Source organism: Aerococcus urinae, from assembly GCF_001543175.1.
GTDB lineage: Bacteria > Bacillota > Bacilli > Lactobacillales > Aerococcaceae > Aerococcus > Aerococcus urinae.
Genome location: NZ_CP014161.1, coordinates 141,405 through 168,049 on the forward strand (window position 1 = coordinate 141,405; position 26,645 = coordinate 168,049).

General features: G+C 42.8%; 22 protein-coding genes, 1 tRNA gene and 1 CRISPR repeat array (1 of these 24 only partly in view). Of the genes, 15 read left to right on the forward strand and 8 right to left on the reverse strand.

Going from position 1 to position 26,645, the window contains the following annotated elements; translation table 11 throughout:
• The 4 genes from AWM73_RS00655 to AWM73_RS00670 all read left to right on the forward strand — a co-directional run bounded on the left by AWM73_RS00655 (position 1) and on the right by AWM73_RS00670 (position 5,235).
• Entirely contained in the window at positions 1–1,989 is a 1,989-nt protein-coding gene (locus tag AWM73_RS00655) for an ABC transporter permease (protein WP_060777606.1), read from the forward strand.
• Positions 1,990–2,163: 174 nt separating this feature from the next.
• Complete coding sequence (locus tag AWM73_RS00660; protein WP_060777607.1) at positions 2,164–3,306, forward strand: alpha-hydroxy-acid oxidizing protein; 1,143 nt, start codon at positions 2,164–2,166, stop codon at positions 3,304–3,306.
• Between the two features lie 279 nt (positions 3,307–3,585).
• A complete protein-coding gene (locus AWM73_RS00665; RefSeq protein ID WP_060777608.1) occupies positions 3,586–4,494 on the forward strand; it encodes a class II fructose-bisphosphate aldolase in 909 nt (302 codons plus the stop codon).
• A gap of 144 nt (positions 4,495–4,638) precedes the next feature.
• Positions 4,639–5,235 carry a nitroreductase family protein gene (locus tag AWM73_RS00670; RefSeq protein ID WP_060777609.1) on the forward strand — a complete coding sequence of 199 codons (597 nt, stop codon included), beginning with the start codon at positions 4,639–4,641 and terminating at the stop codon, positions 5,233–5,235.
• Between the two features lie 36 nt (positions 5,236–5,271).
• On the opposite strand, the gene AWM73_RS00675 is transcribed toward AWM73_RS00670, so the two are convergent.
• A complete protein-coding gene (locus AWM73_RS00675) occupies positions 5,272–6,024 on the reverse strand; it encodes a hypothetical protein (RefSeq protein WP_060777610.1) in 753 nt (250 codons plus the stop codon).
• Between the two features lie 115 nt (positions 6,025–6,139).
• Here AWM73_RS00675 and AWM73_RS00680 point away from each other — a divergent pair.
• From AWM73_RS00680 to AWM73_RS00690, 3 genes are all read left to right on the forward strand, one after another.
• A tRNA-Pro gene (locus tag AWM73_RS00680) sits at positions 6,140–6,213 on the forward strand.
• A gap of 259 nt (positions 6,214–6,472) precedes the next feature.
• The gene (locus tag AWM73_RS00685) at positions 6,473–7,681 is read left to right on the forward strand and encodes a cobalamin-independent methionine synthase II family protein (protein WP_060777611.1); all 1,209 of its coding nucleotides are present in this window, start codon (positions 6,473–6,475) and stop codon (positions 7,679–7,681) included.
• A gap of 234 nt (positions 7,682–7,915) precedes the next feature.
• Positions 7,916–8,278 (forward strand): hypothetical protein, encoded by a 363-nt coding sequence (locus tag AWM73_RS00690; RefSeq protein WP_060777612.1) that lies wholly within the window; start codon positions 7,916–7,918, stop codon positions 8,276–8,278.
• Positions 8,279–8,371: 93 nt separating this feature from the next.
• Here AWM73_RS00690 and trhO read toward each other — a convergent pair whose 3' ends face one another.
• The gene (gene trhO / locus AWM73_RS00695) at positions 8,372–9,343 is read right to left on the reverse strand and encodes an oxygen-dependent tRNA uridine(34) hydroxylase TrhO (RefSeq protein ID WP_060777613.1); all 972 of its coding nucleotides are present in this window, start codon (positions 9,341–9,343) and stop codon (positions 8,372–8,374) included.
• A 170-nt stretch (positions 9,344–9,513) separates the two neighbouring features.
• Positions 9,514–12,060: an N-acetylmuramoyl-L-alanine amidase gene (locus AWM73_RS00700; protein WP_060777614.1), complete on the reverse strand. Its 2,547-nt coding sequence runs from the start codon at positions 12,058–12,060 to the stop codon at positions 9,514–9,516.
• A gap of 289 nt (positions 12,061–12,349) precedes the next feature.
• Between AWM73_RS00700 and AWM73_RS00705 the strand changes: the two genes are divergently transcribed.
• The gene (locus AWM73_RS00705; RefSeq protein WP_060777615.1) at positions 12,350–13,318 is read left to right on the forward strand and encodes a 2-keto-3-deoxygluconate permease; all 969 of its coding nucleotides are present in this window, start codon (positions 12,350–12,352) and stop codon (positions 13,316–13,318) included.
• 74 nt (positions 13,319–13,392) lie between these two features.
• Here the strand turns inward: AWM73_RS00705 and AWM73_RS00710 are convergent, their stop codons facing one another.
• A complete protein-coding gene (locus AWM73_RS00710) occupies positions 13,393–14,013 on the reverse strand; it encodes a lipoprotein (protein WP_060777616.1) in 621 nt (206 codons plus the stop codon).
• A 221-nt stretch (positions 14,014–14,234) separates the two neighbouring features.
• Between AWM73_RS00710 and AWM73_RS00715 the strand changes: the two genes are divergently transcribed.
• Positions 14,235–15,548: a dicarboxylate/amino acid:cation symporter gene (locus AWM73_RS00715; RefSeq protein WP_076340195.1), complete on the forward strand. Its 1,314-nt coding sequence runs from the start codon at positions 14,235–14,237 to the stop codon at positions 15,546–15,548.
• Between the two features lie 70 nt (positions 15,549–15,618).
• On the opposite strand, the gene AWM73_RS00720 is transcribed toward AWM73_RS00715, so the two are convergent.
• Complete coding sequence (locus AWM73_RS00720) at positions 15,619–16,059, reverse strand: PH domain-containing protein (protein ID WP_060777618.1); 441 nt, start codon at positions 16,057–16,059, stop codon at positions 15,619–15,621.
• A 136-nt stretch (positions 16,060–16,195) separates the two neighbouring features.
• On the reverse strand, positions 16,196–17,512 hold the full coding sequence (gene brnQ, locus AWM73_RS00725; RefSeq protein ID WP_060777619.1) for a branched-chain amino acid transport system II carrier protein: 1,317 nt from the start codon (positions 17,510–17,512) through the stop codon (positions 16,196–16,198).
• Between the two features lie 333 nt (positions 17,513–17,845).
• On the opposite strand from brnQ, the gene AWM73_RS00730 reads away from it, so the two are divergent.
• Positions 17,846–18,550, forward strand: coding sequence for a DUF554 domain-containing protein (locus tag AWM73_RS00730; RefSeq protein WP_060777620.1), 705 nt, complete (start codon positions 17,846–17,848; stop codon positions 18,548–18,550).
• A gap of 72 nt (positions 18,551–18,622) precedes the next feature.
• Here AWM73_RS00730 and AWM73_RS00735 read toward each other — a convergent pair whose 3' ends face one another.
• Positions 18,623–19,831 (reverse strand): dicarboxylate/amino acid:cation symporter, encoded by a 1,209-nt coding sequence (locus tag AWM73_RS00735; protein WP_060777621.1) that lies wholly within the window; start codon positions 19,829–19,831, stop codon positions 18,623–18,625.
• 284 nt (positions 19,832–20,115) lie between these two features.
• Positions 20,116–20,418, reverse strand: coding sequence for a rhodanese-like domain-containing protein (locus AWM73_RS00740; RefSeq protein ID WP_060777622.1), 303 nt, complete (start codon positions 20,416–20,418; stop codon positions 20,116–20,118).
• A gap of 316 nt (positions 20,419–20,734) precedes the next feature.
• On the opposite strand from AWM73_RS00740, the gene AWM73_RS00745 reads away from it, so the two are divergent.
• The 5 genes from AWM73_RS00745 (at position 20,735) to AWM73_RS00765 (ending at position 25,456) form a co-directional block, all read left to right on the forward strand.
• Entirely contained in the window at positions 20,735–21,883 is a 1,149-nt protein-coding gene (locus AWM73_RS00745) for an NAD-dependent epimerase/dehydratase family protein (protein ID WP_060777623.1), read from the forward strand.
• 4 nt (positions 21,884–21,887) lie between these two features.
• Positions 21,888–23,015: a glycosyltransferase family 4 protein gene (locus AWM73_RS00750; RefSeq protein ID WP_060777624.1), complete on the forward strand. Its 1,128-nt coding sequence runs from the start codon at positions 21,888–21,890 to the stop codon at positions 23,013–23,015.
• A 55-nt stretch (positions 23,016–23,070) separates the two neighbouring features.
• The gene (locus tag AWM73_RS00755; RefSeq protein WP_060777625.1) at positions 23,071–24,396 is read left to right on the forward strand and encodes an HdeD family acid-resistance protein; all 1,326 of its coding nucleotides are present in this window, start codon (positions 23,071–23,073) and stop codon (positions 24,394–24,396) included.
• Positions 24,397–24,494: 98 nt separating this feature from the next.
• Positions 24,495–25,112, forward strand: a complete 618-nt coding sequence (locus AWM73_RS00760) for an NUDIX hydrolase N-terminal domain-containing protein (RefSeq protein ID WP_060777626.1) — start codon at positions 24,495–24,497, stop codon at positions 25,110–25,112.
• 41 nt (positions 25,113–25,153) lie between these two features.
• Positions 25,154–25,456, forward strand: a complete 303-nt coding sequence (locus tag AWM73_RS00765; RefSeq protein WP_060777627.1) for a hypothetical protein — start codon at positions 25,154–25,156, stop codon at positions 25,454–25,456.
• Between the two features lie 95 nt (positions 25,457–25,551).
• Positions 25,552–26,645: direct repeats of the CRISPR family, unit length 28 nt; unit sequence CTTTTTCCCGCACATGCGGGGGTGATCC; it runs 1,008 nt beyond the window's last position.

A 26,645-nucleotide genomic window follows, 5' to 3' on the forward strand; every position in this document is an offset into this window, starting at 1 on the left:
ATGAATCGACGCTTAATCTGGCAGTTAGCTAAACGTAATTTAAAGGTTAGCAAGTTAATTATCTTGCCTTTTCTAATAGTGAACGCGCTCTTATTTGCCCTCCAGTATGTAATGATCTCTTTAATTGGCAACCAATTTGTCTTAGAGCGAAATCCTTATTTTCCTACTGTGATGGCCTTTGCTGCTGTAATTAGCTTCTTCTTAGCCCTAGCCTTTATCCTCTATGCCAATAACTTTATCCAGAAGCGGCGTAGCAAGGAGTTCGCCCTCTATAGCGTATTGGGCATGGAAAAGCGGCATATGAAGGCCCTGCTTGCTAGGGAAAGTCTCTTGCAGCTGGGATTTATTCTTCCTTTATCCCTAGTTGGTGGTCATCTGATTGGGACTTTTGCCTTTATGGCCGTCAACAAAGTCATGCGCCAATCGGGGATGACCTTAATGGATTATCCCTTTAAGTGGGAGGTCGCTGTGATAACTATTCTTGAGATTCTTTTGGTGCATGGCCTGATTTATCTATTAAACCGGGTCCGCATTCAGAAAAATAACCCTCTCGAACTGATGCAGAGCGGTCAGGCAAGGGAAAAAGAGCCTAAGGGGAATGTTTTTGTCGCTGTTCTCGGCTTGGCCTTGGTGGGGATCGGCTATTATATTTCCCTAACCACAACGAATATTATGCAGGTCATTTATCAATTGCTCCTCGCCATTGTCTTAGTTGTGCTGGGGACTTATTGCCTCTATCATTCCCTATCGATCATATTTTTAAACTGGCAGAAGCAACGGAAGTCCTATTACTATCAGCCTAAACATTTTCTCAGCCTTTCCGGCATGCTTTACCGGATGAAGGCCAATGCCTGGAGTTTGGCCTCCATAGCGGTTCTCTCGACCGGAGTCATGCTGGTCTTAGGTTTAACCGTTTCAACCCAGCGGGGGATCGAAAGCTTGATTGACCGTTATCAAGCCAGAGACTATAAAATTGAATTGCGGGGGCCAGTGGTTGAGGAATCCTTAGATCAACAACTCCAACGTTTAGAGACAGCAGTTGATGAATTTAGTCACTTAGCTCCTTTGGAAGAAGTTAACTATCAGTTGAGTTTTGCCCAGTTAGCGGTGAGTGAAGTAAAGGATAATAGCTTATCCTTACATGCCTTTACCCCAAATGTTCAAATCAGTCAGAGCCTGGTTTTCTTTGGGGAAAGTTTGGATGGCTATAAGCAAAACTACGCTAGTCAGGAAACTTTAGCAGAAGATCAAGTCTTAATGACCACTAGCCAAGATCAATTGGACAAGGTAGACCAAATTAAATTGGGAGATAAAACTTACCAAGTCAAGCATATGTCTAAGGACCGTCTACCGGTGGTTGCAGGACTGGATGCTTTAATGGTCGTTTTTCCTAGCCAAGAGGCCTTAACTCAAGCCTACCAAGCGACCAATACGAGCCAAGAGATTGGTTATTTAAAGAGTCCTATAAGTTATAACGTAACTTTTGACGCTAAGGGCAATAAGGAAGACATTGACAAGCACTTGGAGGATTATGAAGGGACAGGGATTGAAGTCACTTCCAAAACTATCTTTCGGGAATCCTTCTATCAGCTTAATGGCGGTTTTATTAGTATCGGCGCCATTGTATCCTTGGTTTTATTGATTGGTTGTTTCTTGATGCTCTACTATAAGCAGCTTTCTGAAGGCCAGGAAGATATGAAAAACTACCGGATTATGCGCCAAATTGGTTTACCTAAGTCGTTGATCCGAGCAACCATTCGCCAGCAGATTTTCTGGGTCTTTGTTTTACCGCTCTTGACCGCGGTTATTCATATGGGCTTTGCCTACCCAATTTTACGCCAAGGCTTAGGTTTGATTGCCATCAAAGACCGAACGCTAATTTTAACTAGTTTTTTTGCGGTCATTGTCTGCTTTAGCTTAGTCTATTATCTCATGTATATTTTGACTTCTAAGGCTTATTACCGTATGGTAACTTCAGACCAGCAATGACTAATCAGGACAGTCTTTCTCTCAAATGAGTGAAAAGGCTGTCTTTTTACTATATAAAAATATTTATAGCTAATATTTTTCATCTAGCGGAATGGTTTTTACTTGAAAATGAAAGCGCTTTATATTAAATTATATAGGAAGGCTATTTTACTTATTCAAAAGGAGGAAAATCATATGGCAGATTATGTTGCAGGTACTGAAGTTAAAGACTTAAAAATCGTTAACTTATATGATGTAGAAGAAGAGGCTAGAGAAATCATCCCTGAAGCAGGCTATGGTTATATTCGTTCTGGTGCAGGGGATGAATTTACTTTAAGAAGAAATATTACCTGTTTTAACAGTAAGGGCATCCTACCGCGGGTGATTGGTGATGTTGAGCATCCAGATACATCAACTAGCTTTCTAGGAAAAGATTACTCAGCGCCATTCTTCTATGCACCAATTGCTGCTTTAGGAATTGCTCATGAAGAAAAAGAAATTGGTATGGCCAAAGCTTTTAACGAATTTGGTACTGCCTTTTCAATTTCCTCTTATGCAGGATCTAGCTGGGATGAAATGGCACCTTCCTATGAAGGCTATGAAGACCGTCCACGTTACTTCCAGTTATACATGAGTAAGAACCATGACTTCAACGAAGCCATGTTAAACGAAGCCAAAGACTTTGGTTGCCAAGCTATTATTTTAACTGCGGACTCTACCGTTGAAGGTAACCGTGAATTAAATAAACGGAATCATTTTACTTATCCATTTGGTATGCCAATCGTTGAACGCTACTTAGCAGGTTCTGGCGAAGGTATGGCCCTAAAAGATGTTTATGCTTCCTCAAAACAAAAGATTTCACCCAAAGATATTGAATACATTAAATCCATTTGTGATCTACCAGTGATGCTTAAAGGGGTACAAACGCCTGAAGATGCCTTGAAGGGTATTGGTGCTGGTGCGGATGTGATTTACGTGTCAAACCACGGTGGACGTCAATTAGACGGTGCTCCTGGATCCTTTGAAACCCTTGAAGCCATTGCTCAAGCCGTCCAAGGCGAAGTGCCAATTGTCTTTGACTCCGGTATTCGTCGCGGGGAACATGTCTTCAAAGCGCTGGCAGCAGGTGCAGACGTCGTAGGTATTGGACGTCCAGCACTTTACGGCCTAGCCCTAGGTGGACATAAGGGTGTCCTTTCCGTATTGAACTACTTGAAAGACGACCTCACCCGGATTATGCAATTAACCGGTTGTCAAACCATTGAAGACATTAAGAACGCCCGTCTAACCGACCTCCCTGCATATAACGAAGCGGAATTAAGACATCACGGTTATTAATCATTAAATAAATGACTAAGAAAAGACCTTAACGGATTTAACCCAAAAGCTTTGACTAAGTTTTTGGGGCCCTTGGGGTCTTTTTTTGCTTTGAATTTATTTTCACAACTGAGGAAAACTTTACTTGTGACAACGGCAAAGTTCCTGCTAACAGTATGTGAAAGCCAATAAAAACTGGGATTTTTTTGTAATTATTTGTCATTTTAATTACCAATCTTTAGTTTAGTAAGGTATAATGGGGGGCGTACAAGTCGTTATAGATTTTAGGAGGTATATTTAATGGCTTTTTTAGTAAATGGTAATGAAATTTTGAAGGACGCACGTCGCAACCAATATGCGGTGGGAGCCTACAATACAAACAATCTCGAATGGACCCGTGCCTTAGTGAGCGGTGCTAAAGAAACCAGAACCCCATTATTGATTCAAGTATCTACTGGTGCTGCTAAATATATGGGTGGTTACAAATTAGTTCGTGACTTAGTGCTTAACGTGATGGATAGCATGGATATTGATGTTCCAGTTATCTTAAACTTAGACCATGGTGATTTCGAATCAGCCAAAGAATGTATCGAGTTAGGTTATTCTTCTGTTATGTTCGACGGTCATAAATTACCAGTTGAAGAAAACCTTGCTAAAACTAAAGAAATCGTTCGTTTAGCTCATGAACGTGGTATCGCTGTTGAAGCTGAAATCGGTAAAATTGGTGAAAACCAAGGTGGCGGTGAATTAGCTTCTGTTGAAGATGCTATTCGTTTTGCTGAAGCCGGCGTTGACCGTCTTGCATGTGGTATTGGTAACATCCACGGTGTTTACCCAGAAGGTTGGGAAGGCTTAAACTTCGACCGCTTGAAAGAAATTTCTGACGCTGTTGATGTTCCACTTGTTTTACATGGTGGTTCTGGTATTCCTCAAGACCAAGTGAAGAAAGCTATTTCTTTAGGTATTGCTAAGATCAACATCAATACCGAATTCCAATTAGCTTTCCAAAAAGCTACTCGTGAATACATCGAAGCTGGTCATGACCAAGACCGTTCCAACAAAGGGTTCGACCCACGTAAATTGTTAAGACCTGGTACTGACGCAATTACTGAATCCATGAAAGAAATGATTTCTTGGATGGGTACTCGTCCAATCGACGACAGAGATTCTAAATTTGTCTTCGATGAAGCTTCCTTAAACGAAGAATAATCAAGTCTGTATACACAAAAAGAAAGGATTGTGACTGAGTCGCAGTCCTTTTTTCTATAAGCAAAATATTTTTAATTGTTCCTCTTGCTTGCTATACTCTGATTATTGTTAATGTAAAAAGCCAAAAATTGGAGGATTTAATTTATGACACAATTGAAAGATCTTGCTGCTAAGCGCCGTTCGATTTACCATATCGGAAAGAATACTGACCACAGTGCTAAAGAAATCGTTGACGCTTTACAAGCGGTCTTAAAAGATGTGCCAACGGCCTTTAACAGCCAAACCTCACGTATTGTGATTGCTTTTGGAGACAAGCACCAGGCATTATGGGATGAAATTTACCAAGTGCAAGAAGGTGTTTTAGAAGGCGACATGTGGGAGCAAATGTCTGGCGTGATTCAAGGCGCTAAAGAAGGGCTAGGAACCATTCTCTTCTTTGAAGATTTAAATGAAGTCGAAAATATGCCAGCTAACCCAGAACGTTCGACTGCTTACAAGGAGAATAATAATGCCAACCACCAATATGCTGCTTGGTTAACCTTAGCTGAATTAGATTTAGGAGCAACCTTGCAACATTTTAATATTGGTTATGAACAAGGCTTCGATAAGTCCATTCGTCAAATGTTTGACTTGCCAGACTCATATGCAATGTTAGCGCAAATGCCTTTTGGATCGATTGAAACTCCAGCAGGCGACAAAGACTATATCGACCAAGATGAAAAAGTACGTGTTTACGAATAAATGATATAAAGAAAAGATACAAACAGCCGGTAGGACTTAATAACTACCGGCTGTTTTGTTATTGTCTTTCATTAACTTTTGGGCTGCCCTAATCCAGTTTTTCCATTCTAGGGCCAGGTGAAGGCAATGGTCATTCACAATATAGGAGGGACAAGCAGCAGGAAATTCAACCAGGGTCTTGGCTTCCATGCCAGTTGCTGTGTTTCTAAATTGGTGGCGGATCCCACCGACTTGCATGTTAGTGGCCAAGTAAGCCCGTCCGACCATCTGTAAGGGATAAGCAGGATCCGCTTGACTGACCAGTCCTTGGTCACTTGAAAAATCAATGAAAAATTGTATAGGCAAGGGACTGGCGCCGGCCGTTTCGACCACTTCAAAAAGTTTGCCCCTAGGCTCTAGGACATAGTGTTCAGGATTGGCTGCTAGGTTAATTTGACGAATAGCAGGGCTGTCCTTAGATATAAATTCTTTGGCTAGGGGAGCAAAGTCCTCGACCGTAATACCCTTGACTTCAAGAGTACAAGTGGCATACTTTACCCGGCCAAAGGAAAGCCAAGCAATGTACTGCATGGCATTAGTCATAAGCTTTAACTTCCAGCCCAAGCGGTACATGATTTGATCATAGGTCATAGATTGCTTCAATTGATTGAGTTTTCTTCTTAGTGTCCTTGAATCCTCATCGGAACTCGGCCGTGTCCCTAGATTTTTTAGCGCCTTACGGGTATGTCGGTATTCCCAGTTATCTAGTTGTTCCTGACTAACCACTTGGCCGGCTATGGTGATTTTCATAGTGTATACCTCTAATTTATCCTTAGTAATAATGAATTATGACTTATTTTTAACCCTAAGTCTACAATTTATTGGCAAGGTATGCTATACTAATCTTATTGATCCATTTAGATCTCGGGATGTAGCACAGTTCGGTAGCGCACTAGCATGGGGTGCTAGGGGTCGCAGGTTCAAATCCTGTCATCCCGATTGTATATTTTCTTTCTAATTGAAGGAAAGTTAACTTATCAAATCGCTTGAGGAGACGATAGGTCTGTTCAGGCGATTTTTTATTTATATTGTAAATTTTATGATCATTGTTAGCGATCACAACTAATAGAATAAATATAGTTATATACAGAAATCCTATCATATCAAGCTTTTCACTGATAGGGTGAGCCAAACAAGATGGTTTTAAAAAAGAAGTCATGCTAGAATAAGGTGAGTTTGATAGAGGGGAAGAATGACTATGACTAATAAAATTTTGACCACACATGTAGGATCCTTACCACGGACACAAGCCTTGTTAGAGGCCAATAAACGACGGACAGCGGGCACCATTGCTGAAGACGAATTTAACCAAATTATCGCTGAATCCGTTGACCAAGTCGTGAAAAAACAAAAAGAAATTGGCATTGACCAAGTCAATGATGGGGAGTACGGCCACGTGACTTCAGGCGCAGTTGACTATGGTGCCTGGTGGAACTATTCCTTCTACCGCTTAGGGGGATTAGAAATGACCGATGAAGACCGCTGGGCAAAAAGCGAAGCCATCCGGTCCACACCTGGCAATATTAAGTTAACTAGTTTCCCTGACCGTCGTGATCGGCAAAAATTTAGAGCAGCTTATGAAGATCCTGATTCTGGCGTTTTAGGTAGACGTAATAAGGTAGCTAATCCGGTTTTTGCCGACAGGGTAACCTATATTGGTCAAGACCAAGTTAACCGCGATGTGAAGCTTTTGACCGAAGCCTTAGAAAAATATGATATCAAGCAAGGCTTTATGGCGGCCATTTCTCCTGGGGCAGCGGCTCGTTTAGAAGACCGCTATTACCATGATGAAGATGCCCTCTTAAATGACGTTGCCGATGCTTTGCATGAAGAATATAAAGCCATCACTGATGCCGGTTTAATTGTTCAATTAGATGCTCCAGACCTAGCCGAAGCTTGGGACCAGATTAACCCTGAACCGAGCCTAAAAGACTTCCAAGCTTGGTTGCAAAAACGTGTCGAGGCAGCTAACCGCGCTTTAGAGGGCATTGATCCAAGCTTGGTTCGTTTACATATCTGCTGGGGATCTTGGCATGGGCCTCATACCACCGATATTCCTTTCGAAGATATTGTTGACCAATGCTTACAAATCAAGGCAGGATCCTTCTCCTTTGAAGCCTCAAGTCCTCGTCATGGTCATGAGTGGCGGGTATGGGAAAAAGCCGACCGCTTGAAAGCAGGACAAAAGATTGTTCCAGGCTTTGTTTCCCATTCCACCAATGCGGTTGAACACCCACAATTAATTGCTGACCGCATTGAACGCTTTGCCAAATTAGTGGGTCCAGAAAACGTCATTGCCTCAACCGACTGTGGTCTGGGAGGGCGCTTGCATGAGCAAATTGCTTGGGCGAAATTGGAAGCCTTAGTTGAAGGAGCAGCCATCGCTTCTAAGCATCTCTTTGGCTAAGCAAAGCAGATAAAAAGATAGAAAATAACTAGAAAGCTGTGATTTCGGTCGCAGCTTTTTTCGTTGAAAAGGGTGTCAAATGAAGCTAAAATTTTGGCGTTTCTAGGCAGATAAAATTAGGATAGGATTGTTTTTAATGATAAAATAAGTTAAAAGAGTGAGGAAACTATTTTTGGGATCAGGCTAGTCTCTTGTCGGTTGTGTGCTCCTGAAGCATTGAAAGGGTGGTTGACCATGCGGTTAGGGAAGGTCTTGAAAAGAATCGACCGTGATGAACGTTATGTGGTTGAGAAGGATACCGGATTAGTTCACGGCCGGGTCAATGGATATACTTTTTTAGTTGATATGATGCATTTAGGCCAACAGTATAATATTATTTTTCACCTTACTAAAGACGGCCAGGCGCCTGACCGTCAAGAACTTCTGCACAATATGCCCAAGCATAAAAAGTTGCAAAATGTCAGAGTGGAGGGTAATGAGGTGACTTACTGCGCTCGAACAGCTTTTTTAGTCCAATCCACTGTGGATACCTTATTTGAAATGGTAAATTTAATTACCCAAGTCCTTAAAGAATTGGATTACCAAGATGCTTCTTAATTTTGGATGCCTGCTAGAAGATTATTGCAAAGCAAAAGCCATGTTGATTTTACCAACATGGCTTTTCTTCTGTTCAATTTCTTCTTAAAAGCACTAATTTTGCTTGGCGTAGAGCGATTCATCAATGGCGTTGAGACGGTCTTCCCATTCTTCATCAGAGAGTTCGTGTTCTTTGACATAGAGATTACGTGGGTGGCGGCGGCATTCTGCGGAGCAACCCCGTAAGTATTTATCTTCGTTTTCCTTAGAAGAGAAGAATTGCTTATTGCATTCGGGATTAGCGCAGTTGACATAGCGGTCACAGGCTTGGCCGTCATAGTGGTCTTTAGAAATAATGCTTGGGTTGACGTGGTTAACGGGGACGGAAATTCGTTCGTCAAAGACATACATCTTGCCTTCCCACAAGTCACCTTGTACCTTGGGATCTTTCCCGTAAGTATCGATACCGCCCTCTAGTTGGCCGACCTTATCACCGATGCCCTCCCTGAGCATCCAGCCTGAGAACTTTTCGCAGCGGACACCTCCGGTACAGTAGACGGCGACTTTTTTATCCATAAATTTTTCCTTGTTGTCTCTTACCCATTGGGGAAGTTCACGGAAACTACGGATGTCAGGGCGGATGGCGCCTTTGAAGTGGCCCAGGTCATATTCATAATCGTTACGGGTATCTAAGACCACCGTATCCTCATCTAAGAGGGCTTGGTGGAATTCTTCAGGTTTTAAATAGTCACCGGTGATATCCAGTGGACTCAAGTCGTCATCCAAACTCAAAGACACGATTTCGTTACGAGACCGCACAAACATTTTCTTGTGGGCGTAGTCATCGGCTTCATCAATCTTGAACCAAACATCTTCAAAACCGGGAAGGGAGTGTAGGTGGTCCATATATTGGTCAGTTTGTTCTACTGTTCCTGACACCGTCCCGTTGATGCCTTCTTCACTGACGAGAATGCGGCCTCTTAAGCCAATCCGTTTACAAAAGACCAGGTGTTTTTTAGCAAACTGGTCGGGATCTTCAATGGCTTGGTACTTGTAATATAGTAAAACGCGATAGTCTTTACTCACGTGAAATCTCCTCCTTTGTAGTTGCAGGCTACAAATACTCTTATATTCACTATACTACCAAGGCCACAGAATTACCAATTTGCAGGATAGGAGAGGGAGCTTATTAGTTCGTTCGCTTAAAAGATAAGAAACAGGCTACGACCTGAGTCACAGCCTGTTTCTTGGTTGAATTAATAAACATTATTAAAGTAAGCGTCGATGGCATTAGCGGTTGCTTGGACTAATTTGTCTTGGTAATTTGAATCTCTCAAGCGATTAAGTTCTTGTGGGTTATCCCCAAAGCCGTATTCAATCAAGACGGCAGGAATATCGGTTTCACGTAAGACTGCAAAGGTATTGGATTGAACGCCACGGTTAATGGCCCCGGTATTACCGATCAATTGGTTTTGGATTTGCTTAGCTAAGTAAGCACTATTGGTAATCCGTTGGGCATTGTTGTGATAAGGGTTAATCCGAGATGGATAATTGGTAAAGTATTGGTAGTAGTAGGTTTCAATCCCTTGGGCTGTGCCGCGGTTAGCTGCTCCCATGGCATTGTGGTGCATGGAGACAAAAATGTCAGCATTGGACCCGTTAGCGATTTGGCTACGTTGGAGTAAGCCAGTATCACTGGTCCCAGGACGGTCAGTGAGGACGCGATAGCCACGACTTTGTAGGACCCGAGTTAATTTATCGGCGAGGTTCTTGTTCAGAGTACCTTCGTTAACGCCAGCGTAAGATGCTCCTGACCAATTGCCATGGCCTGGGTCTAACATGACGGTTCGAACCCCATCAGAGGCTTGCGGAATATTCATTGGCTTGACCGGCGCGTTTGGAATTTGGAGTTCTTGACCATGGGCTAGATAGTTACCAGTGATCCCATTGGCACTCCGAAGCGCTTGCGGACTGATCCCAAAGGCGCTAGCAATACTATCGACCGTTTCATTAGGGCCGACCGTGTAAACTAAACTAGTGGTTACCGTGCCTACTTGGTCCTTAGGAATAGTGAGGACTTGGTTGGTGTAGAGCACATTACTGCTTAAACCACTGGCTTGACGAATGCCTTCAACCGTTACGCCGTATCTTTTGGCAATAGACCAGAGTGACTCACCGTGACTGACCACGTGTTGGTTTGGCCCAGGCGTCTTGGTACCGCGTTGGACGATTTGGTCGACGGGTTCTTTAGTCACTTTTTCATCAATTTGTTGACGGCTGACTTCTTTACCATTTTGGTAAGTAACTTCATAAGTGACAGTCTTTTCGCCGTTTTCACCTTTTTGGAGGACTTTTTGGCTGCCAGACTTGTAGTCGTTATTGTCGGTATACTTGGTTTGGAAAGGAATGCTTACTTTTTGAGTAAGCATTTTCTTACTGGTTGGAGCCTTGGTGCCGACATGGACAACTTTATCTTCAGCCGGAACATACTCAACCGTCTTTTCAGTCCGGTTAATTTCTTTACCCGCTTGGCTTTGGACGGTGGTTTCAACTACCCGTTTACCTTCCTTACCTTCTTGAACGACTTTTTCTTGACCTAGAGCTAATTGGTCATCAGCAAGGTATCTCACACCTGGTTGGATAATAAAGGTTTTTTGGCTGGTTGTTGAAGTAATTTCTTCGGCTAGCTTTTCTTGGCCCTTATTGGTATGGTCTTCAGGTGTTTTTTCTGGAACCGGTTGAGTGGGTTCAGATTTATCCTTATCCTTTTCCTTATCGTCGGCTTTAGGATTGGTTTCAGGTTGAACTTCTTTTTCCTTCACTAGCTTTTCAGTAGGCGCTTGGTCCTTGTTCTTAGTATTCTGAGTTTTGGAATCCTTGTTTGTTTCTACTTCTTCTAATTTTTCATCGATGACAGTGGGTTGTGCTTCACTTTCTGTCTTGTTTTGATCTGCTTCAGCTTTTGTTTCGCTGGCATTTTGATTTTCCTTACCAGCATTTTCTTCTGTAAGGGCAGTGTCAACGGACGCAGGGTTTTCTACGATATGACCGGTGAGACCGGTTTCTGGATTGGCCGGTTGAGAATTGCCTTGTGCGCTGTTTACGTCACCTGCTTGAGATTGGTTTTGAGGGGCTAAGACCGTAATCTTGACATTTTCAGCCAGGTCTTTTTCAATAGCTGCGTCAGTTTCTGCTTGACTTAAGTTTGCGCTGCTGTCGTCTTGACCTTGACCGCTAGTTGGTGCTTTTTGTTGGCTAGCTTCATTCGCGCTAGTAGCTGGGCTAACTGTTTTAGCTGCTTGAGTGCCAGCCTTGTTTTGGCTTACTGGTGAGAGAATCCCGGTTAGGAGGTCCCCAGTAAAGATTAGGTGGATATTGCCTAAATGATTAGCTTGAGCCAAGCTATTAAGGTCTTGGCCAGTAGCTTCAGCGAGAACACTCAGGGTATCGCCCCATTGGACCACATAAGCTTGGTAACCGGCTGCTTGTTGGCGGGCGATTTCCGCTTTGACTTGGTCGACACTATTCTTGGTCCAAGTCCCTTTAATACGCTTGAGCGCATCCTGGCTAGCTTGTTTGATTTGTCCATTTTCTGTCAGTTGCTCTTTCCCCGCAAAATTAGAACTGGAAAAGTTTTTAAATCCTTGACTGGCCAAAGTGTTGACATTGGCTCTGACTTCTTCATTGCCTAATGAAACCGCACCTAGTGAGCCGGCTAGGAGTAAACTAGCGACGACCCATTTACCTTTTGATTTGTGCATTGTCTTTTTAGACTTTTTCTCTTGGAAAAAATTGCCTTTCATGCGGATACTCCTTTTATGATTTGTTTATTATTTGATTTTAAAAGTTTAAAGCTTTTTAAAAATTGGCTAGACAAATAATATTGTAACAGGAATTTTAAAAATGTTCATTAAAATATAAAATAATTTGCAAAAATTGTGCTTATATCGATCAATAAAAAAGAGCAATTGCCTTTATTCAAGGGGCGATGTTTAAAAGCTTAATTAGCTGGCTAGGTTTTGATTGGCTTGGACAAAGACATATATGCTATGATAAACAAGCTTGTATTTGTGAAAAAGAAAAGAGGTATTTATGTTAAAACGAATTGCGAAAATTCCCGCGGGGACTTTCTTAGTACCAATGATCATTTCTATGTTATTGATTTCTTTCTTCCCCGGCATGTATGATGTCTTTGGCGGAACAACCCAGTCAGCCTTCCAGCAGGGAACTAGTGCGGTGATTGGTTTCCTGGTTTTTGCAGCAGGAACAACTTTAGATTTTAAGAAAATTGGGCCCCTGCTTAAACGCCACTTGCCCATGGTGGTCTTCAAGTTGCTTTTATCTACCTTGTATATTTTGGCTTTCTATTGGCTCTTCGGGGTTGAAGGGGTCCTAGGGATTAACCTATTAACTTTTGCCTGTGTGATATATTCGCTCAACCCAGCTGTGGCCTTAGCTATCCACAATGAATATGGTGACCAACAATTTGGTGCTGTTTATGGTATCTACGGTATTCTCGGCATGTCTTTTACTCCCTTAATTCTGCTCAGTGTCCTTACTGCCAATGGTGGCGGCGCTGGAATTGATTGGGATCCGATTATATCGATCTTTCTTCCGCTGATTGTTGGGGCCTTATTAGGGAATATTGACCCTGATTTTGCGGATTTTTTCTCGCCCCTGATTGGTAAACTGCTGCCTTTCTTAGGCTGGAATTTAGGGGTAGGGATGAACTTGATGGATGCTGTTTCTTCTGGATTGTCTGGTTTAGTAATGGCAGGTCTCTTTATGGTCTTGATGTTGCCTTTAATTCTATTTGATAAGTATGTGACTAAGGTCAATGATGGGGTAGACGGTGTGGCTATCTGGAATGTAGCGGGGATGTCGGTCGCTAACCCGGCTATTATTGGAGCTGCCTTACCTGTCGCTTTTGCCACTCAGGTGACCTCGGCTACCGCTATCGTGATGATGGTATGTATTATTACTTCTCTCGCTTCACCTGCCTTAGCGCAAAAACTTTCTAAGGAAAGTGAAGCCGAATGCTTAGAGCGGGAACTGTCTTAAAGGTTTTATATATAAAAAGTAAAGGCACTTAAATAGCGCTGATAGAAGCTGCTATTTAAGTGCTTTTTGCTAGTTTAGAAGTTAATTTCTAAAGGATTAGTTTGAAGTTGTTGGAACTCTGGTTCGTTAATAAAGAGTTCCCAATTTAAAGTGATGCCTGAAATGTCAGTGTCTTTAATCTTTTCGAATACTCCTGTGTCGACTTTAGCTTTGGGTAAAACAGTGTGATCACCAATTAGGTTCGAAGGTGAAATTTGTTCTCCAGAAGAAGTAACGATTTTAGGCATACCAATATTATCGATTTGTGAATCAGTTTGATTATCAAAATTAAAGTTTACTTGAATAAGCTTATCGCCATTTTGGTAGCCGGTCACATCATAGATAGAATCTTTTTTAATATCAGATAATTCTACAATTTTAATATCATTGACCGATACAGAAATATTTTCAGCAATATCTTGCTTACCTTCGGGTTTATGTATAGCTAAAAGGGTTGCTTTAGCTTCGTTTCTCGTGGTAAATTCTCCTACATTTTCAAGAGGAGCATTACCTACGTCCTTTGGATCCGTATCATTTTGTTTCTCTTGAACCGAAGTGGTTGCTGAATTAGATTGTTCAGCTTCGGCGCCTTGGTCATTGGATTGGCATCCTGCAAGTAATGCTAAACTTGTTAAAAATAACAGTGTTTTCTTCATATAAATTCCCCATTTCTTAATAATTATTTTCATAGTATCATTAATGGTTATATAAAAGCTATAAATTACTGATAAAAAATTATATATTGTATAAGTATGAAAGAGTGATCAAATGTATTGATCACAGACCATAAAAATTTAGGGCTTGTATCTGGATGAAAAAAATATATAATAGACCTATTGAAAATTACTTATTTAAAGTAAGTGAAAGGGTGACATTGATGTTTGACTTATTAGCATTAATTACGATTCTATTATTATTTATTCTTTTACGCTGGCAGGCCAGTCAAGGCAAATCCTTTACTGTACGAGTCTTAACCGCAACCTTGTTAGGAATCGGGGCTGGTCTAGTTTTTGCTGGTCATACGACCTACGTGGGGGCAATTGGGACTATCTATGCCCACTTATTGAAGGCGATTGTGGTACCGGTCCTATTTTTCTCCATTATCTCAACGGTTTCTTCCTTAGGAAACCTAAAAACTTTAACCACGATTGGAAGTAAAACCATCGGCGTGCTTTCCCTTCATAACGTTTTAGCCTCAGCGACCACTATCGTCGTAGCCTTGGCTTTAGGGGTGGGGCGTAACGCGCATATTGATCTGCCTAGCAATGTGGAAGTCAAGGAAGTTCCAAGCCTAGCTCAAGCCGTGATTAATTTCTTTCCGCAAAACATTATTGAAGACGCGGCTAATAACCGGGTGATTCCAATTATTGTCTTTTCCTTATTTGTTGGTATCGCCATCCTCACTTATCAGAACAAAGCAGAAATCAAGGCCTTTACTGATTTTATCGATGCTGGTCACCAAGTTATCTTTAAGGTGGCTGCCTTGATTACCCGCTTTACCCCTTACGCTGTTCTAGCGCTCTTAACGGATAAGCTAGGTGGTTTGAATTTAGCTTCCTTAGGGTCCTTATTATTAGCCTTGGCAACTTTATACTTAGTGACGCTTTTCCATTCTTCAGTCACCACAGGAGCTATTATTGGTCTCTTAGGGCGGCTCAATCCTGTGATTTATTTGAAGAAATTCTTCTCCGTGTGGATGATTGCCTTTTCTACCCAAAGTTCAGTAGGTTCAGTGCCTGCTAATGTGAGTGCTCAAAAGGACATGGGGGTGCCAGAACACATTGCTTCCTTTACTTCTTCTATTGGAACCACCTTTGGCATGCCAGGCTGTGCCGCGGCTTGGCCGGTTCTCTTAGCGATCTTTACCATTAACGCTTTAGGATTGGACTTTGGTCTAGTGGATTATCTTTACATGGTGGTTGTCGCCCTCTTGGTATCAGCGGGGACAGTCGGAGTTCCTGGTACAGCGACTATTACTGCGACCGCTATGTTTACGGCTATTGGCCTGCCGGTAGAAATGATTATTGTCTTGACTCCAATTTCAGCCGTTGCAGATATGGCTAGAACCGCAACCAATGTCACTGCTTCGGGTTCGACCGGGCTTTTGGTTGCCCGCTTTGAAAAGGTCTTAAACCTTGACCAATACTATGAAAATGATGGGCAAGAAGGTAAGGCTTACGCAAATTCATAATGAATGACTCAAAAGTAAAAAGCGTGTGATTAGTCCACTTTGTTTGAACTAGCCACACGCTTTTCTTTGATTATTGGTTAATTTCGCGGCGGTTTTCTATGACTAGATTACCTAAGAAGCGGTAGAGGGGCAGGATGTCAGTTTGCTTAGGAAATTCAAAGGTCAAGTTTTGGGTGTCTTCCTCACGGGGACGACGGTAAATGTTTTTTAGATAGGTGATGGTGATCTCGCTATCATCAAAGGCCAGTCCGGCACTCTCCATTTCTACATCAACGATGTGGCTGAGGTAAAGGGAACGGAGGGCAGTTTTCTTTCCGCTGGCTCCTTGTTTATCGACTAAGATAATACGAATATTAGTAAAGATGATGGCGTCCCGAACCAATTGATAGCCGGAATAAATTTCTTCATCTTTAAAGAGGAAGTCGCCATATTCTTCGTTTAGCTCTTGTTGATCCTTTTGAGAAAAGTTTCCCAGGGCCCCTTGCATTAAGTTACTCAAATTAAAAGCCATCTTGTCATACTCCTTCACAGATTATTTACCCCATCCTAACACAGTCCGTTCAGGAGAGGAAGAAATTGCCCTTTGTTGGATAAAAAGACCGCTAAGGCTTAGCAGATTGAAGCTAAACTTTAGCGGCCTGGATTAATTAAGTATTGCTTGCTGGCTCTTTATCTTTCATGGCAGCGTAGAGACTGAAGGCGCCAGCGACTAATAATGCTGGCAAGAGCCACTCTAAACCCAGTTGACTAAGAGGAAGCTGGTAAGTGAATTGGGCGAGCGGGCCAAAGAGGCTTTCGAGCGCGCCTAACCCAGTGCCAGCCAAGGCTTGAACCAGTCCCACGGCTCCAGCGCCAATAACGGCCCCCGTATAGGTTAAGTCGTAGCTGATTTTTCGGTCAAAGACGGAGAAGAGAATCAGCACCATGAAAATAGGATAGATGGTAGTTAATACAAAGGAAGCCAGGAAAATGATCTGGTTAGTTCCTAAGAGAGAAATCAAAAATTCAATGGCGACGGCTACCAGGGTGATGGCTTGGTAGGACCAACGTCCCTTGGAGACTTCCACAAAGAAGTTACTAAAGGCAGAGGTGAGCCCAATAGCGGTGGTTAAACAAGCCAGGGCGACACAAATTCCCATAATTAAGTGCCCCCATTGCCCTAGGATCGCGGTCACCGTTCCATTGAAACTCGCAGTCCGGTCAATATTCACACCCATCAAGCTGGAAACCGTTGAACCAGCGTAAGTCAGGGAGAGGTAAACCACAGCTAAGAGAACAAAGGCAACCAATCCAACTAAGGCGCCGGCTTTCATTTGGGTTTTCTTGTCACTGTAGCCGCGAGCCTTTAATTCTGACATGACAATGCTTGCCATTAAGGAAGCCCCTAGAGCATCCATGGTTTGATAGCCTTCTTTAAAGCCATAGGCGAAGGCTTGGTCAATTTGACTGGGGGCTGCAGGAGCTGGTGGATTGAATAGGGTAACCAGGACTAAGAAAAAGAGAATAATTAGAATCCCCGGGGTAAGATATTTACCGATATTATTAATTACTTTACTTGGATTTAAGGCCAGGTAAGCGGTCAAAGCGAAGAAAACCAGACTACTTAGCCAAATGGGAATATTGGGCCAGAGCGACTGGATAAAGACCTCATGGGTGGTTGCTCCAGTCCGCGGTACTGAAAAGAGCGGTCCAATTAAGATAATGGCAATTCCGGCTAGGACAGTCCCGAATTGAGGGTGGATCCGCTTACCCAGGTCGTTGGCCCGACCGCCTAGGTAGATGGTAACTAATACTCCTAAGATTGGGAAGAAGGGGTCAGAGGTGAGAAAGCCCAGGGCAGCACTCAGCCAACTTTCCCCACTGACGATCCCTAGGTAAGGAGGAAAGATTAAATTCCCAGCGCCAAAAAAGATCGCAAAGAGGGCAAAGCCGATAATTAAAATGTCTTTGGTTTTTATTGTCATGATCATTTCTCTTTCTGTCTATTTCGTGCTTATTTTTCTCTATAATCAAATCAATAGGACATATAATAGCATAAAATTGTTCCCTTGCGACAAAGGAATCAGCCATCTGGGCAAGTTTTTATAGGAAAACAGCAGATTCAAAAGTTTGCTTAGTCGGGAATGACTTTTATTAAAAGTCAGACAAAAAATCGACCGAAATATTTGGCTAAAAGACTTGTCAACTGGGGGCGATTTGTATATATTGGCTAGTAATGATTAATCGTGTCTGAATAGAAAGGGGTTTTTAGTCCAGGCAGATGGCTAGTCAATGATAGAGAGAAAGGAAGAAAGTTTATGGCAATAACGGGCGCGTTGGTGAATGCTGGCTTGATTTTACTAGCTGGTATCTTGGGGAGGTTTTTTGGGCATTTTATCCAGGACGATTTGGCTAAGGCTATTAATCAGGTCTTAGGTCTGTCGGTGGTTTTGATCGCTATTCAAGGCGCCTTGACCACAAAGAGTATTATCGTCGTCATTTTATCCATGGTGGTCGGGGTCATTATAGGCCAGCTGATGGATATTGATGGCCGGCTTAACCGCTGGGGAAATCGGATTCAAAGTCGGCTTGCAGGTCCAGACCCTGAGTCGCAATTTGCTGAAGGCTTAGTCACAGCGGTTTTGATTACTTGTGTTGGTGCTATGGGCATTGTAGGAGCTATCCAGTCCGGCTTATATCATGACCATGCGACCTTATTTGCTAAATCGATTTTGGATTTTATTATTGTACTCATCCTTGGGGCAACTTATGGGATGAGTCCAGCCTTTGCCAGTCTACCGATTCTCCTCTATGAAGGAGGCATTGCTCTCTTAGCTCAGTGGCTAGCCCCTTACTTGCCGGAAGCCTCCCTCAACGAGCTATCGGCGGTTGGGTCACTGCTAGTAGGAGTGATTGGCCTTAGTCTTTTTGGGGTCAAAGATTTCAAAGTCTCTAACATGTTGCCAGCTACCTTCATTCCACTGATTCTGGTACCACTCTTTCAATATTTGGGCTTATATTAAATAAAAATGCTTCCGCTAAGACTTAGACTGCGGAAGCATTTTTTAATTATATTTCAAATCCCTTATGACAAATTATTGGTCACTGGACTTAATTTTTTCTTGGTAGATTTTATCGATAAAGACGGCGATGGCATTATCTCCAGACACATTAGCAGCGGTGCCAAAGCTATCTTGGGTAATATATAGGGAGATCATAATTTGTTGCATGGCTTGGCTGGCAATACCAATCATGGGTAGGAAAGGTAAAGCAGACATAATCGCACCCCCAGGAGTTCCTGGAGCAGCTACCATAGCAACCCCTAACATTAAGATAAAACCGAGCATCATCAAGAAACCATGAGGCATATCATAAATCAATAACAGGGTTGTTGCGCAGGAAGTGATGGTGATAATCGATCCTGCTAAATGGATGGTCGCACAGAGCGGTACTACAAAGTTAGCGATCCCTTCAGAAACCCCGTTCTTTAAGGCGCATTTCACATTGACTGGAATGGTGGCAGCTGAGGATTGAGTTCCTAGGGCAGTCATGTAGCCAGGAATTTGATTTTTGATGAGTTCGATCGGATTTTTGCCGGCATAGGTCCCAAAGACAAAGAAGAGGAAAGTAATGTAAAGTAAATGCATAATAAGCACGCAGATAAAGACCTTCCAAAAGACATTTAAAATCGCAAAGACTGTCCCCGTGTAGGCCAAGTTGGCAATATTACCGAAAATGTAAACCGGTAGGAGGGGGACAATAATCGTGGCCAGCACTTGACTGATGATCCCGCCAAAGTCACTAAAGGCTTCATAGAGAACTTTCCCGCGACCGTGTTGACGTAACCAGGAAATCCCCAGTCCCATCATAAAGGCAAAAATAATTGCTCCCGTCACATCAAAAAAAGGTTCTAAGGGAATGGTAAATAAGGGCTTGATCCCCTCACCGGCTTGACTGAGTTGATCAACCAGGTCGGACGTAATGAAGAGCGGGAAGAGGTTGCTGGCAACCAGATAGGCTAGTAACCCGCCAATCACGGTTGAAATATAAGAGGTTAAGACTGTTATTCCCAGTAATTTCCCTGCCCCGTGGCTCAAGTCAGCGATCCCTTGGACCACAAAGCCAATGATCATAAAGGGAATGACAAAGCTGAGGAAGTCAGAGAAAATCGTAGTGAAAGTTGCAAAGATCTGTAGTACAAATTCGGGAACAATTGGTAAGCGGCCCACAATAATTCCTAAAATAATCGCTAAAATAATACGAGGAACCAAACCAATTTTTCGTTTTTCAAGACGTTTGGTCATAATCATGCTCCATTCTAAAAAAATTATTAAGCTTGATCGCTTGATATAATAACTATCCTACCAAACTTCATTCAAATTTGGTATAGGCTTTTTTGCGATTTAATAGGAAAAGTTAAATATTTTGTAAATACTTTTTAGTTTAAAATAAAGCAATCTGCTTTTCTTAAAGTGTCATTAAAAAATTGCCGCCTTATGAGAGTCCGCTTTCTAAATTTCCCATAGAAAAAAGCCATGGCTGCTGGAAGGCTAGCATGGCTTTGTCTTACGATATTTACTTTACAAATTTAAGCTTTTTCCAGCTCTCCTGGGTAGTCTGGAACGCCTTTTTCGACGTTGGTGACATCAAAACCATTCTCATCTAAAATTTCGCTGGCTTTTTTAGAGCCTTTACCATCATGGCAAATTGCATAGTAATGCTTGTCTTTGTCTAATTCATCAAGATGGTCTTCAATTTGTGAAAGAGGAAAATGTTTGGCTCCAGGAACGTGACCTTCTTCATAGAGTTCGCGTGGACGAACGTCTAAAATATTAAGATCATCTTCATTCTCGACAATTTTATGAAATTCTTCAATAGTAACTTCTTTCATATTCTGTACCTCCTCTTAACTATGTAACACACTAACTAAGTATAGAATAACAAACTTACCTATACATATAAACTATTTAGCCTCTAGCAGCTGCCTACCGCTCACTTTTGGAGTTAAGTCTTCATTAAAAACCTGGTGACCTATATTCAAGGAAAGGGCAGCGTTTTGCTTGTGTAAAGAGGAATTTTGAAGGGCTAGCTGTATAGCCTCTAAAAATCTTTATCATATTTTTTTGAAAAGTAAATTCATCGTGTTATATTTAGCTTAAAGGATTTATATTATTTAAAAAAATTATTCATGATGGAGGAATGTTTTTATGAGAATCATCGTAGCAGGTGGAGACGGATTTTGTGGTTGGCCTACCGCCTTATATCTATCCAAACAGGGTCATGATGTGGCGATTGTCGATAATTTAGTGCGTCGGCAATACGATAAGGAGCTCAACTCCAATTCCATCACGCCCATTGCCTCCCTCAACGAACGTGTTGACAAATGGAAAGAATTAACCGGTAAAGATATTACTGTTTACCAAGGCGACTTAAACCATTATGATTTTCTTTCTATTGTCTTTAAAGAATTTCAACCAGAAGCTTTTGTTCACTATGCAGAACAACGGTCAGCACCTTACTCCATGATTGACCGAGACCACGCCCGCTATACCCAAGCTAATAATGTCTTAGGGAACCTCAATGTCCTCTTCGCTATTCATGACTATGCCCCAGATTGCCACTTAATTAAATTAGGCACCATGGGAGAGTATGGGACGCCAAATATTGATATTGAAGAAGGCTGGTTAGAGGTTGAACATAAGGGCCGCCGTGACCGCATGCTTTATCCTAAGAAGCCAGGCTCTTTCTATCATTTAACCAAGGTTCATGATTCTCATAATATCGAATTTGCCTGCCGGTCCTGGGGCATTCGGGCGACAGACTTGAACCAAGGAGTCGTTTATGGGGTCAATACCCAAGAAACCGCTATGGACCCTGTCCTTTACAACCGCTTTGATTATGATGGCATCTTTGGGACAGTCTTTAACCGCTTTGTTGTCCAAACGGCCAATGGTTTACCAATGTCGGTTTATGGTAAGGGTGGTCAAACCCGGGGCTTCATCAATATTGAAGATACCGTCCGCTGTATTGAAATTGCCGCCCTTAATCCAGCTGAACGGGGAGAATTCCGGGTCTTTAACCAAATGACCGAACAATTCTCAGTTATGGATATGGCCCACAAGGTGGAAAAAGTGGCCCAAGAAATGGGCTTAAATCCTGTCATTAACCATGTCGATAACCCACGGGTGGAAGAAGAAGAACATTATTTCAATGCCGTGATGACTGAGTTGAAAGACTTAGGCTTGGATCCACACTACCTAACCGATGAAGTGACCAAGAACCTGCTGGAACTAGCCATGGATAACAAGGACCGTGCTCACCAAGAAGTGATCATGAATTCACCTTCCTGGAAGTAATGCCATGAAGATCGTTATCATTACGGAAACCTTTTTACCGGCAACCGATGGGGTAGTGACGCGTTTGATCCATGCCATTGATTATATGCTAGAGTGTGGTCATGAAGTTCTTATCTATGCCCCAGAGATGGAGGATATGCCCATTCAATACAAGGATGCTTTGATTATTCCTTTTAAAGCGGTCTGGTTTCCCTTCTATCGTTACCGTCCTTGGGCGATTCCAACAACAGACATCCAAAAGCAGTTAGCTATCGATGAACCGGATATTGTGCATTCGGTTAATCCCGTGGGCTTTGCTGCTGCCGGAATCCATTATGCGGTCAAGATGGACATTCCTTTGGTGGCCAGTTTCCATACTAACGTTCCCCAATATCTTTCTTATTATCACTTGGATGTATTGTCTCCAGTCATCTGGTCCTATTTGCGCCACTGGCATAATTTAGCCGCGGCAAATATGGTCACTAGTCAAGCCATGTATGACTTATTGAATGACAATGCTATTGAAAACTTGGTTATCTTACCTAAGGGAGTAGACCTTGACCAGCGTGATCCTAAATTTTATTCAGATTACATGCGGCAGCGTTTGACGGCTGATCCCAAGCGGGATAAATTATTGCTCTTTGTGGGTCGGGTTGCTGCTGAGAAGGAAATTGATACATTACTACCTTGGTTGGAAGCACGTGATGATGTCAATTTAGCCATTGTGGGGGATGGGCCGGAAAAAGCGGCCTTGGAAGAAAAGTTTGCCCATCTACCGGTAACTTTTACCGGCTTCTTGCATGGGGAAGAACTGTCCGCAGCCTATGCCAGTGCCGATGCCTTTATCTTTCCCTCGGTTAGTGAAACCTTGGGTTTAGTGATTACTGAAGCCATGGCTTCGGGACTACCTGTGATTGCTGCTGAATCAGCGCCTACTAAGGAACAAATTAAGCATTTAGAAAATGGGCTCATTTATCAACAGGGAGATAAGGCATCCTTAGACCAATGCTTGGCCCTCTTAGACCAAGAGGAAGTCGTGGAGAACATTGTGGCTAAGGGGCAAGACTACGCCCAGCAGTTTTCCTGGAAAAATGCTTCCCGGGCCATGGTGGACGTGTATGAATCTGTCTTAGAAAAGCAGGAAATGAAGTAGAGTAAGGACACTCTAATTAAGGTCGAAATAATTGTGTGGAGAAGGCGGTGGCTGTGTGAAAGAAAATAAATGGGAGTTCTCTCAGCTTATCTCGGGAATTCTCTGGATATTAGCCGGACTGGCCTTTATCTTATGGCAGGGACAGGCTTTACTTCGCTTGAATAGTTTGGTGGCTTGGGTCATTGGCTTACAAGGAATTTTTCGTATATTAGCCCAAGTGATCTTTGATAAGAATGATGGCGGGGCCAAGAACCGCATTTTTCAGCTCTTTGTCGCTTTAGGACAGGTTGTCGTCGCTTTTATTATGCTGTCTTTCCCTATTTCATCAACCTATTTTTTGATGCGGGTCATTGGGATTTACCAATTATTAATGGGCTTGGTTTCCTTTGTCAGTTACTGCTTAATGCGGATCGACCATGTGCCTAATCGACTCAAGCGGCTCTTATTTGCCCTGGTCCATTTGATTTTTGCTTTAGCGAGTTTGTTTTTACCTATCCAAGACCATAATGTCCTCTTCTGGCTAGGCCTTTACCTGGTATTTATTGGCGTGACCTATATCTCTGATGCGAGGACCAGCTTGCCGAGTCGAAGTCAAGATCAGAAGATTAAGCGACGTTTTCGTTTCCCAGTGCCTATCGTTTTTAACCTATTAGAGCCGAATCGTTTGGCCAATAAGTTAAATCATTTTATCCGCCAAGAGGTAGAGGATGAGCTGGCCTTTAGTACGGCTTATCAGGATTATATGGAAGAAAATGAGACCGGTGCGGTCGATAGCCTGCAAGTCCTGGTCCAAACCTCCAATGCTCATCTAGACTTGATCGGTCATTTAAATATTGCCTACCATGGAACGGTTTATTCTTATGGTAATCACGACGTCGATTCGGGGCACTTGTTTCGTTCGATTGGGGACGGTGTCTTATGTAAGATTGACCACCAAAAAAGCATTGAGTTTGAATTGGCCAATGGGATTACGATTTTTGAATATGATATTCAATTAAACCAGCGTCAAAAGGAAGCCCTGGAAGCAAAATTAGCCCAGATTGATGACTTACTGGTTCCCTGGGCGCCAAAAACTGAGAGTCAGTGGGATTCCTTTGGTGGACGCTTAAAACGGGCAACCGATTGTGACATGTTTAAATTTAAAGCTGGCCAGTATAAGACTTATTTCGTCTTTGGCAGTAACTGTGTCCTCTTCTGTGATGAAATTATTGGGTCTATAGGTTTGGACCAATTTCTAATGGTAGGGGTGATGACTCCGGGTACCTATTTTGACTATTTTAATAAGCAATATGAGAAAGGCTCCACACCGGTTATTAATCGGAGAATTTATTCCACTGATTTATTGCAATTTACCCAGCTAGATAAATTGAAAGATCGATAAATCAGTCTAAAGAGACAAACAAGCTAAGCCTCAGGGCCCGGCTTGTTTTTTTATGCTTGAATCGCTAAGCTTAAAGGAGTAGAGAAAGGGTGGTATGTATGGAAGCAGATAAATTAGTTGAGATCGCCATCGAATTACAAAGTATAGCCCAAGCCGGCTTACACTACGGCCGTGATGATTTCGATCGAGAACGTTACCAAAGAATACGGGATATTGCGGCAGAAATTATGGTGAAGAAGACCCAGCTCAATTGGCAAGAAGTTCAAGACCTCTTTTGTGGGGATGAGGGTTACCAGACTCCAAAAGTAGATACCCGGGCAGCTATTATCCAAGATGATGAGATCCTTTTAGTCAAGGAACGCAATGGTTTATGGTCCTTACCAGGCGGCTGGTGTGAGATGAATATGTCTCCTATGGAAAATACGATCAAGGAGGCTAAGGAAGAAGCTGGTCGTGAGGTGAAAGTGAAATCAGTCATCGCTGTCCAAGATCGCGATAAACATAACCAACCACCCTACGCTTATAGTATTGTAAAAATATTTTATTTGTGTGAGGACTTGGGTGGGCATTATCAAGATAATATTGAAACCAGCGCTAGCCAGTACTTTAAAGCCGACCAATTGCCAGACCTAGATCCAGAACGAACCACAGCTGAGCAAATTGCTATGTGCTTTCAAGCGTATCGAAGCGAGGATTGGCAGACCCAGTTTGATTAATTCAGAGAGAATATAGTTGAAGTAAGAAGGGAGTGAGGGGAATGATGCCTTATAAAAATCCTAGTCCAGGTAAGATTAAAAACGCCCACCCACTCTTAGTGACTTGTATGCAGTGTAAACACGATCTCTGTGTTTACTGGAAGGTTGGCCGCGGGAATCTGATCAAATTACAAATTCACCGAATTATTGAAGCTGAATATGACTTTGGTCAACGGGACAATGCCTTGTTGTGTCCACATTGTCAGGAACAACTGGGTTCCCTTAGTGAACATAAGGGACGGCCTTGTTATTTCTTGCATCGGGGCCGAGTACAGACTAAACGTTTGCAGCATTATAAATGCTAGCAAAAGCCCTTGTCTTTTTGTTATGATAAAATAAAAGTAAATGAAATTGGGTAGGTTCGGAATTACAAAGCTTGATTTGATAGGGATCTTTTAGTCTTTTTCCCGCACATGCGGGGGTGATCCTTCTCAACTCAAAAGTTAGGCGAAAGAATTAACCTTTTTCCCGCACATGCGGGGGTGATCCACGGCTATACCCAAAGGGATATAGCTAATATTGTCTTTTTCCCGCACATGCGGGGGTGATCCTATCACTACCATTGAAGGCAATACTGGGAATCCCTTTTTCCCGCACATGCGGGGGTGATCCTCAAACACGATCAAGCTAATAAATGTTTTCATGCTTTTTCCCGCACATGCGGGGGTGATCCTAGTTACATTTCTAACACCACCAGCAAACACTTCTTTTTCCCGCACATGCGGGGGTGATCCTTATAAAGAGATCGCTTTTGAAATGGATCAAACCTTTTTCCCGCACATGCGGGGGTGATCCCACTCACCTCCTTCCTTTAAGCGAAAGAGCGGACTTTTTCCCGCACATGCGGGGGTGATCCTGCATCAAAGACAAACCGTTACCTAGTTCGTTTCTTTTTCCCGCACATGCGGGGGTGATCCCAGTTAAGTCATGGGAGCGGTCAACAGGCTCAACTTTTTCCCGCACATGCGGGGGTGATCCTCATCACCCCTTAGCTGATCTCACAAGAGCGATCTTTTTCCCGCACATGCGGGGGTGATCCCGAACATATCAGTCTAAATCATGAGGAAGTCGACTTTTTCCCGCACATGCGGGGGTGATCCCAAAGCCTCCCACATCTTTAATCTCGTCCCGCTCTTTTTCCCGCACATGCGGGGGTGATCCTCATCACCCCTTAGCTGATCTCACAAGAGCGATCTTTTTCCCGCACATGCGGGGGTGATCCCAAAGAATTAGGAGGATAAAAACATGCCAGAAACTTTTTCCCGCACATGCGGGGGTGATCCCTATGAAGTTGTAAGATGAGTTCTTCGTCTACCCTTTTTCCCGCACATGCGGGGGTGATCCTCCTTATAGTTACCTGCACAGATTTGATACTTACTTTTTCCCGCACATGCGGGGGTGATCCCGAACATATCAGTCTAAATCATGAGGAAGTCGACTTTTTCCCGCACATGCGGGGGTGATCCCAAAATAAGAAGTTTGAGAAAACAAAGA

Excerpts from the sequence above, each read along its gene's own strand:
- AWM73_RS00715 (WP_076340195.1), top strand. The coding sequence starts at position 14,235 with ATGTTTGACTTATTAGCATTAATTACGATTCTATTATTATTTATTCTT.
- AWM73_RS00705 (WP_060777615.1), top strand. The coding sequence starts at position 12,350 with ATGTTAAAACGAATTGCGAAAATTCCCGCGGGGACTTTCTTAGTACCA.
- AWM73_RS00690 (WP_060777612.1), top strand. The coding sequence starts at position 7,916 with ATGCGGTTAGGGAAGGTCTTGAAAAGAATCGACCGTGATGAACGTTAT.
- AWM73_RS00750 (WP_060777624.1), top strand. The coding sequence starts at position 21,888 with ATGAAGATCGTTATCATTACGGAAACCTTTTTACCGGCAACCGATGGG.
- AWM73_RS00720 (WP_060777618.1), bottom strand. The coding sequence starts at position 16,059 with ATGGCTTTTAATTTGAGTAACTTAATGCAAGGGGCCCTGGGAAACTTT.
- AWM73_RS00760 (WP_060777626.1), top strand. The coding sequence starts at position 24,495 with ATGGAAGCAGATAAATTAGTTGAGATCGCCATCGAATTACAAAGTATA.
- AWM73_RS00740 (WP_060777622.1), bottom strand. The coding sequence starts at position 20,418 with ATGAAAGAAGTTACTATTGAAGAATTTCATAAAATTGTCGAGAATGAA.
- AWM73_RS00665 (WP_060777608.1), top strand. The coding sequence starts at position 3,586 with ATGGCTTTTTTAGTAAATGGTAATGAAATTTTGAAGGACGCACGTCGC.
- AWM73_RS00745 (WP_060777623.1), top strand. The coding sequence starts at position 20,735 with ATGAGAATCATCGTAGCAGGTGGAGACGGATTTTGTGGTTGGCCTACC.
- AWM73_RS00660 (WP_060777607.1), top strand. The coding sequence starts at position 2,164 with ATGGCAGATTATGTTGCAGGTACTGAAGTTAAAGACTTAAAAATCGTT.
- AWM73_RS00655 (WP_060777606.1), top strand. The coding sequence starts at position 1 with ATGAATCGACGCTTAATCTGGCAGTTAGCTAAACGTAATTTAAAGGTT.
- AWM73_RS00765 (WP_060777627.1), top strand. The coding sequence starts at position 25,154 with ATGATGCCTTATAAAAATCCTAGTCCAGGTAAGATTAAAAACGCCCAC.
- AWM73_RS00730 (WP_060777620.1), top strand. The coding sequence starts at position 17,846 with ATGGCAATAACGGGCGCGTTGGTGAATGCTGGCTTGATTTTACTAGCT.
- AWM73_RS00735 (WP_060777621.1), bottom strand. The coding sequence starts at position 19,831 with ATGACCAAACGTCTTGAAAAACGAAAAATTGGTTTGGTTCCTCGTATT.
- AWM73_RS00685 (WP_060777611.1), top strand. The coding sequence starts at position 6,473 with ATGACTAATAAAATTTTGACCACACATGTAGGATCCTTACCACGGACA.
- AWM73_RS00710 (WP_060777616.1), bottom strand. The coding sequence starts at position 14,013 with ATGAAGAAAACACTGTTATTTTTAACAAGTTTAGCATTACTTGCAGGA.
- AWM73_RS00675 (WP_060777610.1), bottom strand. The coding sequence starts at position 6,024 with ATGAAAATCACCATAGCCGGCCAAGTGGTTAGTCAGGAACAACTAGAT.
- brnQ (WP_060777619.1), bottom strand. The coding sequence starts at position 17,512 with ATGACAATAAAAACCAAAGACATTTTAATTATCGGCTTTGCCCTCTTT.
- AWM73_RS00700 (WP_060777614.1), bottom strand. The coding sequence starts at position 12,060 with ATGAAAGGCAATTTTTTCCAAGAGAAAAAGTCTAAAAAGACAATGCAC.
- AWM73_RS00670 (WP_060777609.1), top strand. The coding sequence starts at position 4,639 with ATGACACAATTGAAAGATCTTGCTGCTAAGCGCCGTTCGATTTACCAT.